Source organism: Kitasatospora sp. NPDC059571, assembly GCF_042735675.1.
In the GTDB taxonomy this organism is placed as follows: Bacteria; Actinomycetota; Actinomycetes; order Streptomycetales; family Streptomycetaceae; genus Kitasatospora.
The window spans coordinates 1-7073 of the sequence record NZ_JBHWBW010000084.1 but is presented as its reverse complement, the minus strand read 5'-3'; the positions used below and the strand labels follow the sequence as shown (position 1 = coordinate 7073).

Below are 7073 nucleotides of genomic sequence, written 5' to 3'. Positions count from 1 at the left end.
GCCGCGGCCCGGCCGGTCCTCGGGGGCGGACCGGCGGGGGGCGGCTCAGCCGCGCTGAAGGCGGCCGAGTGCGAGGGCGGCCAGCAGCGCGGCGCCGGTGTCGAGGACACCGTCGTCGAACTCGGCCTCCGGGGAGTGGTTGTAGGCGGCGGCGAACGGGTCGCGGCCGGGCGGGCAGGCGCCGAGCATCAGGTAGGCCGAGGGGACGTGCTCGCCGATCACCCCGAAGTCCTCGGAGCCGGCGATCGGGTGCGGCATCTCGATGTAGCGGTGCTCACCGAGCAGGCGGCGGGTGGTGTCGGCGGCGAAGGCGGCCTCCTGCGGGTCGTTGGCGGTCACCGGGTAACCGGTCTCGATCCGGGCGTCCGCGTCGAGGCCGTGGGCGGCCGCCACGCCGCGGACCACGCGCAGCGCCTCCTCGTGGACGAGGGCGCGGGCCTGCGGGGAGAAGGAGCGGATGGTGGCGGCGAACTCCGCGTCGTCGGGGATGACGTTGGAGGCGGTGCCGGCGTGGAAGGTGCCGACGGTCACCACCACCGGGTCGAAGGCGTCGAACCGGCGGGTCACCATGGTCTGCAGGGCGAGCACGGCCTCGCAGGCGGCCGGGACGGGGTCGAGGGCGGCGTACGGGCTGGAGCCGTGACCGCCGCGGCCGCGGAGGGTGACGTGCAGGGTGTCGCAGGCGGCCATCGCCGGGCCGGGCCGGGTCGCGACCATGCCGTTGGGCAGCAGGGCGGCGCCCACGTGGAGGGCGTACGCGGCGACGACCCGGTCGCCGGCGGCGTCCAGCACGCCCTCGTCGATCATGCGCTCGGCGCCGCCGCAGCCCTCCTCGCCGGGCTGGAACATCAGGACGACGTCACCGGGCAGCTCCTCGCGGCGCTCGGCGAGCAGCCGGGCGGCGCCGACCAGGGCGGCCATGTGCAGGTCGTGGCCGCAGGCGTGCATGGCGCCGGGCACCTGCGAGGCGAACGGCAGGCCGCTGGTCTCCTGTACTGGCAGGGCGTCCATGTCGGCGCGGAGCAGGACGGCGGGGCCGGGGCGGCCGCCGCGCAGGACGGCGGTGACCGAGCTGAGCCCCTTGCCGAGGGCGGTCTCCAGCGGCAGGCCGTCCAGGGCGGCGAGGATGCGGGCCTGGGTGCGCGGCAGGTCGAGGCCGATCTCCGGGTCCCGGTGGAGCTCGCGGCGCAGGTCGGCGAGGTCGGGGCGGATCCGGGCGGCGGCGTCGGCGAGTCCGGTGAGCCGGTCGGTGTCCGGCAGCTCGTCGGGGGTGGACATCGCGGCCTCCTGTGGGGGTGCGTGGGCGGTCGCCCCATGATGGGCTCGCGGGCCGCGTCGGCGCGGATGCCGCACGGAACCGCCCGGATGCGGCGGACGCGCGCACGGATTCGCCGGTCAGGGGCGGGACGCGGGTGATCGCGGCCACCGCGACCGGGGGTGCCCGCCCCTCCCGGGCGGCCCCGCCGGTACGCGAAGATGGACCGGTGACCGCCACCCCGCCGCCCCGCCCCCGCCTGATCGCCACCGACCTCGACGGCACCCTGCTGTGCCGCGGCGGGACGGTCTCGGAACGGACGGCCGCGGCGCTCGCCGCCGCCGAGCGGGCCGGGCTCCGGGTGGTGTTCGTGACCGGGCGGCCGCCGCGCTGGATGGCGCAGCTGAGCGGCCACATCGGCGGCCACGGCGTGGCGATCTGTTCGAACGGCGGGGCGGTGGTCGACGTGCACCGCGGTGAGCTGCTGGAGTCCTTCCCGCTGGGCCGGGAGGAGACGCTGGCGGTGGTCCGGGCGCTGCGCGAGCGGCTGCCGGGGACGGCGTTCGCCTTCGAGTTCCCCGGCGGTTTCGCCCGGGAGCCGGAGTACACGCTGGTGATGTGGGAGTCGGACAAGCCGCACCCGGTGGCGCCGGCCGAGGTGCTGGTGGCGGACGGCCGGGTGGACGGCCTGTTCAAGCTGCTGGCGAAGCACCCCGACCTCGACCCGGACACCTTCCTGGCGCGGGCCCGCGAGGCGGCGGGGCACCTGGTGGAGATCACCCGGTCGAGCCCGGTGCCGCTGCTGGAGATCAGCGCCCCGGGGGTGACCAAGGCGAGCACGCTGGCCCGCTGGTGCGGGGAGCAGGGCATCGACCGGTCGGAGGTGGTGGCGTTCGGCGACATGCCGAACGACCTGGAGATGCTGGCCTGGGCCGGTGCCTCGTACGCGGTGGCGAACGCGCACCCGGACGTGCTGGCGGCGGTCGCCCAGCACACCGTGAGCAACGAGGACGACGGGGTGGCGGCGGTCATCGAGACGCTGTTCTGACCGCTCCGGTGCGTGGACGGGCGAGCGCTGTCGGTAATCTGTTCGACCGTCAGTCGCGGCCGCCCCGGCCGCGCACCGATCGGGGGAACGATTCATGTCTTCGCGCACCGCTCTGCGGGCCGCCGCCCTGGCCGCCGCCGCCCTGGCGCTGACCGCCTGCAACGACCTCGGCGGGACGGCCGCACCGGCGGGCCCGCCCGCCCCGGCGGCCTCGCTCCGGGCGACCGGCGCGGCGCCCGGCAGCTCCGCTCCCGCCGCGGACCACGGGCTCGACACCCCGCCCGAGGGCCAGGCGCGGGTCGCCGGTCTGGCGCTGAGCGCCTGGGAGTGGGGCAACGACTTCAAGCAGTACGGCAAGGACGACACGGAGCTGGCCGCGCCGTCGATGGACACCTCCTGCCACCTGAAGGGCAGCGGCCCGGTGGACGGGCTCACCGGCCGGATGCAGCGCACGGTGACGCTGGCGGGGTCCGCCGCCGACTCGGTGGCGGTGTTCGGGCAGTCCTCCGCGAAGGTCTACCGCTCGGCCTCCGCCGCGCACGCCTCCGTCACCGGCTACCGCGCCGACAACAAGCGCTGCCCCTCGCACACCGACGACACCACCGGCGACGCCTTCAGTGCGGTCCACGAGGTGAAGGCGCCGGCCGTGACGGGTGCGGAGGAGGTCTACGCCGAGGAGGGCACGGCGGTGTTCGCGCTCGACGGCGGGAAGAAGACGGCCCCGCTGCCGTACGTCTACCGGGCGGCGCGCAAGGGCACGGTGGTCTTCACCGTCTTCGTCGACGTCGAGCAGGGCCAGAGCCCGGCCGTGGCGCGGAAGTACGCCGACGAGGCGCTCCGGACCCTCGCCATCAAGTGGTAGCCGCCCGGGTCTGAGCCGACCCGGCGTCAGAGCAGCGCGGACCAGCACACCCTGCTGCCGCGGCCGCCGGGCCCCGGCTCGTGCCAGGCGTCCCCGCCGAGCGCCTCGGCGCGGCGGGTGAGGTTGCGCAGCCCGCTGCGGCGGCCGCCGTCCGGGATGCCCACGCCGTCGTCGGTGACGCTCAGCAGCACCCCGGGCCGGCCGGCCACCAGCGCGTCACCGGAGGCCGGCCGCCCCGAGGCGTCCAGGTGCACGGTGGCGTCGAGCTCGACGGAGACCCGGGACGCCCGCGCGTGCCGGGCCGTGTTCGAGAGCATCTCCCGCAGTGCAGCGAGGAGTTGGCGGGCTGCCTGTTCGGCGACCAGGCTCTCCACCGGGCCGGCGAAGACGACCGAGGGCTTGAAGCCCAGTGCCGCGGCGGCCTGGCTGGCCTCCCGCAGGACCCGGGTGCGCAGGGTGTCCGGCTCGTCCCCGGTGTCGTGCTGGAGGGCGTAGATGGTGGTCCGGACCTCCTGGATGGTGGCGTCCAGCTCGTCCACCGCCTGACCGATCCGCTCCCGCACCTCGGGAACACCGGCCCGACGCGCCGCGCCCTCCAGCACCATGCCGGTGGCGAACAGCCGCTGGATCACCAGGTCGTGCAGGTCCCGGGCGATCCGGTCGCGGTCCTGGAAGACGGCGAGCCGCTGCTGGTCGCGCTGGCCCTCGGCGAGCCGCAGCGCCAGTGCGGCCTGCGAGGCGAAGGTCTGGGCGAGCTGCTTCTCCCCCTCGCTGAACGGCGCCGTCCGGCGGTTGCGCCAGACCGCGAGCCCGCCCAGCACCCGGCCGGCCGACACCATCGGCACCGCCATCGACGGGCCGAAGCTGCGGGCGAGCCGGATCACCACCCCCGGGTCGGTGGACATGTCCTCGAAGTAGACGCTCTCCCCCGCCAGCAGCCGGCCGGCGAAGCTGCCCTCCGGCATCAGCTCCCCCCGCACGTACTCGGCGGCCTCGCCGGAGGCGTGCGCCACCCGCATCTGGCCGTCGCCGGTGGGCAGCAGGATCATGCCCAGCGCCCCGTCGGCCAGGTCCCGGACCTGTTCGGCGGCGACGGTCAGCGCCACCTGCGCCTCGTCGGTGGAGAGCAGCGCCGTGGTGACCGCGGCGGCACCGGCGATCCAGCGCTCGCGGCGCCTGCCCGCCTCGTACAACCGGGCGTTCTCGATCGCCACGCCGGCCGCGGTGGCCAGGGCCTGCACCACCTGCTCGTCCTCGGGCGTGAAGATCCCGCCGCCCTGCTTCTCGGTGAGGTAGAGGTTGCCGAAGACCTCGCCGCGGACACGGATCGGCACGCCGAGGAAGGAGGTCATCGCCGGGTGGTGCGGGGGGAAGCCGGCGGAACGCGGGTCCCGGCGCAGGTCGGCGAGGCGCAGCGGCTCCGGGCGGTCGATCAGGGCGCCGAGGATGCCGCGGCCGGCCGGCAGGGCGCCGATCCGGGCGGCGGTCTCGTCGTCGATGCCGACGTGGATGAAGTCCGACAGCCCCTGGCCGTACGGGGAGATGACGCCGAGCGCGGCGTACCGGGCGTCGACGAGCTCGGCGGCTCCGGTGGCGATCCGCTGGAGGGTGGCGTGCAGGTCGAGGCCGGACCCGACCGAGACCACGGCCTCCAGCAACCGCTGCATCCGCTCGGTGACGGCGGCGGCGGACTGCAGCCGTTCGGCGACCTCGGTGACCAGGGTGTACCGCTGTGGAACCTCTCTTCGATAGGCTGGTTTCCGACGGGCCGCGCCTCGGCGCGCAGTCGCCCGATCCGCCGGGTCCCGCACTCCGGGCCCCGCCGCCGTACCACCGCTGGCCCCGACCCCAACCGGGCAGCCCTCACTCCCCAGGAGAGTCCACCGCATGGCCGGTCCTGCGTTCCGTGCCGCCGCCGTCCGGGTGCGAGTCCCCGCGACCAGTGCCAACCTCGGCCCCGGCTTCGACGCCTTCGGACTCGCCCTCGGCCTGTACGACGACATCGTCGTGCGGGTCGCAGACGCCGGGCTCTCGGTGGACATCGCCGGCGAGGGCGCCGACACCCTCGCCCGGGACGAGCGCCACCTCGTGGTGCGCTCGATGCGGGCCGCCTTCGACCGCCTGGGCGGCCAGCCGCGCGGCCTGGAGGTCGTCTGCGCCAACCGGATACCGCACGGCCGCGGCCTCGGCTCGTCCTCCGCCGCCATCTGCGCGGGCATCGTGGCCGCCCGCGCGGTCACCATCGGCGGCGCCACCGCGCTCGACGACGACGCGCTGCTCGCCCTCGCCTCCGAGCTGGAGGGCCACCCCGACAACGTCGCCGCCTGCCTGCGCGGCAACTTCACCGTGGCCTGGACGGCCGAGGACGGCGCCCGCACCATCGTGCTCGACCCGTCCGAGCAGGTCGTCCCGGTGGTCTTCGTGCCCGCCACCGAGGTGCTCACCGAGACCGCCCGCGGCCTGCTGCCGAAGACCGTCCCGCTGGCCGACGCCGCCGTCAACGCCGGCCGTGCCGCGCTGATGGTCGAGGCCCTCACCCGCCGCCCCGAACTGCTCCTCACCGCCACCGAGGACCGCCTGCACCAGGACTACCGCGCCTCCGCGATGCCCGACAGCGCCGCGCTGGTCGCCGCCCTGCGCGCGCACGGCGTCCCCGCCGTGATCTCCGGCGCCGGTCCGACCGTGCTCGCCCTCACCGACGACTCCTCCGCCGACAAGGTGCTCCAGCTGGCGGGCCCCGCCTTCGCCGGCCACCGGCTCGCGCTCGACCGCACCGGCGCCAGCGTGCTGCCGCTGGACGGCTGACCGCCGCAGTGGTGCGGAGGGAAACGATTGACAAGAACAGGGCTGGGGAATGTGTCAGGGGGTCGGTAGTGTTAACCTCATTGCTGCACCAGATGCCCATCGGGATCCGGTGCGCCGCGTCCCGATCCCGACACCCTGTCCGTACGGGGTCCGGAAGTACGGGACCACGATTCTCCGGGAGCCCGACCACAGCGCGTACGCAGCCTGCCTGCGCGATTGCGGCGCATCCCGAAGCCGTGACGGCACCTGACTCCCACCCGCGGCCTCCTGATTGAGGCACGGGCGGGCGGAGCCCGGGGGACGCCGCGCGACGGGGGCCCGGGAACCACAGGCAGCGAGGCCGGTACGAGACCGGCCCATCGCGCCACTTCGCACCACAGTGCACCGCACATCGCAGCGCTTCCCCCGATCGGCTGGTCCTTTCGGGGGACAACCGCCTCGGACCAGCGTGATTCGGCGTTGGTCAGGACAGCACAACCGGTCGCCGAGCCAGACAGGCCGACGTCCGCTCCAGGGAAGGACCCTTAGTGAGCGACACCACCGATCTGATGGGCGCGCGCCCGGACGCTGACGCGTCGGACGCAGCCGCCGCCCCCGCGGCCCCGGCCAGGCGCCGTCGCAGCGCCGCCGCCGGCCTCGACGGCCTGGTCCTGGCCGAGCTCCAGAAGCTCGCCACGGGCCTCGGTATCAGCGGTACCGGACGGATGCGCAAGAGCCAGCTCATCGAGGCCATCAAGGAGAAGAGCGGCGGTGACCCGCTGCTCGCCGGCGGCTCCGCCCCCGCTCCGGCCGCCAAGCGCGCCGCTGCCAAGGCCGCCCCGGCCGAGGAGGCGCCCGCCGCCGAGAAGCCCGCGCGCCGCACCCGCGCCGCCGCACCGGCCGCCGAGCCGCAGGCCCAGGCCCAGGCCCAGGCCCAGATCGAGATCCCGGGCCAGGCCGCCGCCGAGACCGCCGCGCCGGCCCGCGCCGAGCGCACCCGCCGCCGTGCCACCTCGGCCGCCGGCGCCCCCGCCGCCGAGGCCGCGGAGTCCGCCGGCACCGTGGTCGCCGAGGCCAAGGCCGAGACCAAGGCCGCCGAGCCGCGCGGCGTCGAGGGCGAGGGC

At 75.8% G+C, this 7073-nt stretch carries 6 protein-coding genes; 4 read left to right on the top strand and 2 right to left on the bottom strand.

The genetic code is table 11. From position 1 onward, the window contains the following. Positions 1–45 precede the first annotated feature (45 nt). Positions 46–1278 carry a M20 family metallopeptidase gene (locus ACFV0G_RS12820; RefSeq protein WP_380545823.1) on the bottom strand — a complete coding sequence of 411 codons (1233 nt, stop codon included), beginning with the start codon at positions 1276–1278 and terminating at the stop codon, positions 46–48. A gap of 206 nt (positions 1279–1484) precedes the next feature. Here ACFV0G_RS12820 and ACFV0G_RS12815 point away from each other — a divergent pair, with 206 nt between their 5' ends. Together ACFV0G_RS12815 and ACFV0G_RS12810 are read left to right on the top strand one after the other, a co-directional pair. Beyond that, positions 1485–2303 (top strand): HAD family hydrolase, encoded by an 819-nt coding sequence (locus ACFV0G_RS12815; RefSeq protein ID WP_380545821.1) that lies wholly within the window; start codon positions 1485–1487, stop codon positions 2301–2303. Positions 2304–2397: 94 nt separating this feature from the next. Then, a complete protein-coding gene (locus ACFV0G_RS12810; RefSeq protein WP_380545819.1) occupies positions 2398–3165 on the top strand; it encodes a hypothetical protein in 768 nt (255 codons plus the stop codon). A 26-nt stretch (positions 3166–3191) separates the two neighbouring features. On the opposite strand, the gene ACFV0G_RS12805 is transcribed toward ACFV0G_RS12810, so the two are convergent. After that, positions 3192–4832 carry a GAF domain-containing protein gene (locus ACFV0G_RS12805; RefSeq protein WP_380545817.1) on the bottom strand — a complete coding sequence of 547 codons (1641 nt, stop codon included), beginning with the start codon at positions 4830–4832 and terminating at the stop codon, positions 3192–3194. Between the two features lie 220 nt (positions 4833–5052). Between ACFV0G_RS12805 and thrB the strand changes: the two genes are divergently transcribed. Together thrB and ACFV0G_RS12795 are read left to right on the top strand one after the other, a co-directional pair. Then, complete coding sequence (gene thrB, locus ACFV0G_RS12800) at positions 5053–5970, top strand: homoserine kinase (RefSeq protein WP_380545815.1); 918 nt, start codon at positions 5053–5055, stop codon at positions 5968–5970. Between the two features lie 527 nt (positions 5971–6497). Beyond that, positions 6498–7073: Rho termination factor N-terminal domain-containing protein (locus ACFV0G_RS12795; RefSeq protein ID WP_380545813.1), on the top strand; the 576-nt coding region annotated here is incomplete at its 3' end.

Excerpts from the sequence above, each read along its gene's own strand:
- ACFV0G_RS12820 (WP_380545823.1), bottom strand. The coding sequence starts at position 1,278 with ATGTCCACCCCCGACGAGCTGCCGGACACCGACCGGCTCACCGGACTC.
- ACFV0G_RS12810 (WP_380545819.1), top strand. The coding sequence starts at position 2,398 with ATGTCTTCGCGCACCGCTCTGCGGGCCGCCGCCCTGGCCGCCGCCGCC.
- ACFV0G_RS12805 (WP_380545817.1), bottom strand. The coding sequence starts at position 4,832 with ATGCAGCGGTTGCTGGAGGCCGTGGTCTCGGTCGGGTCCGGCCTCGAC.
- thrB (WP_380545815.1), top strand. The coding sequence starts at position 5,053 with ATGGCCGGTCCTGCGTTCCGTGCCGCCGCCGTCCGGGTGCGAGTCCCC.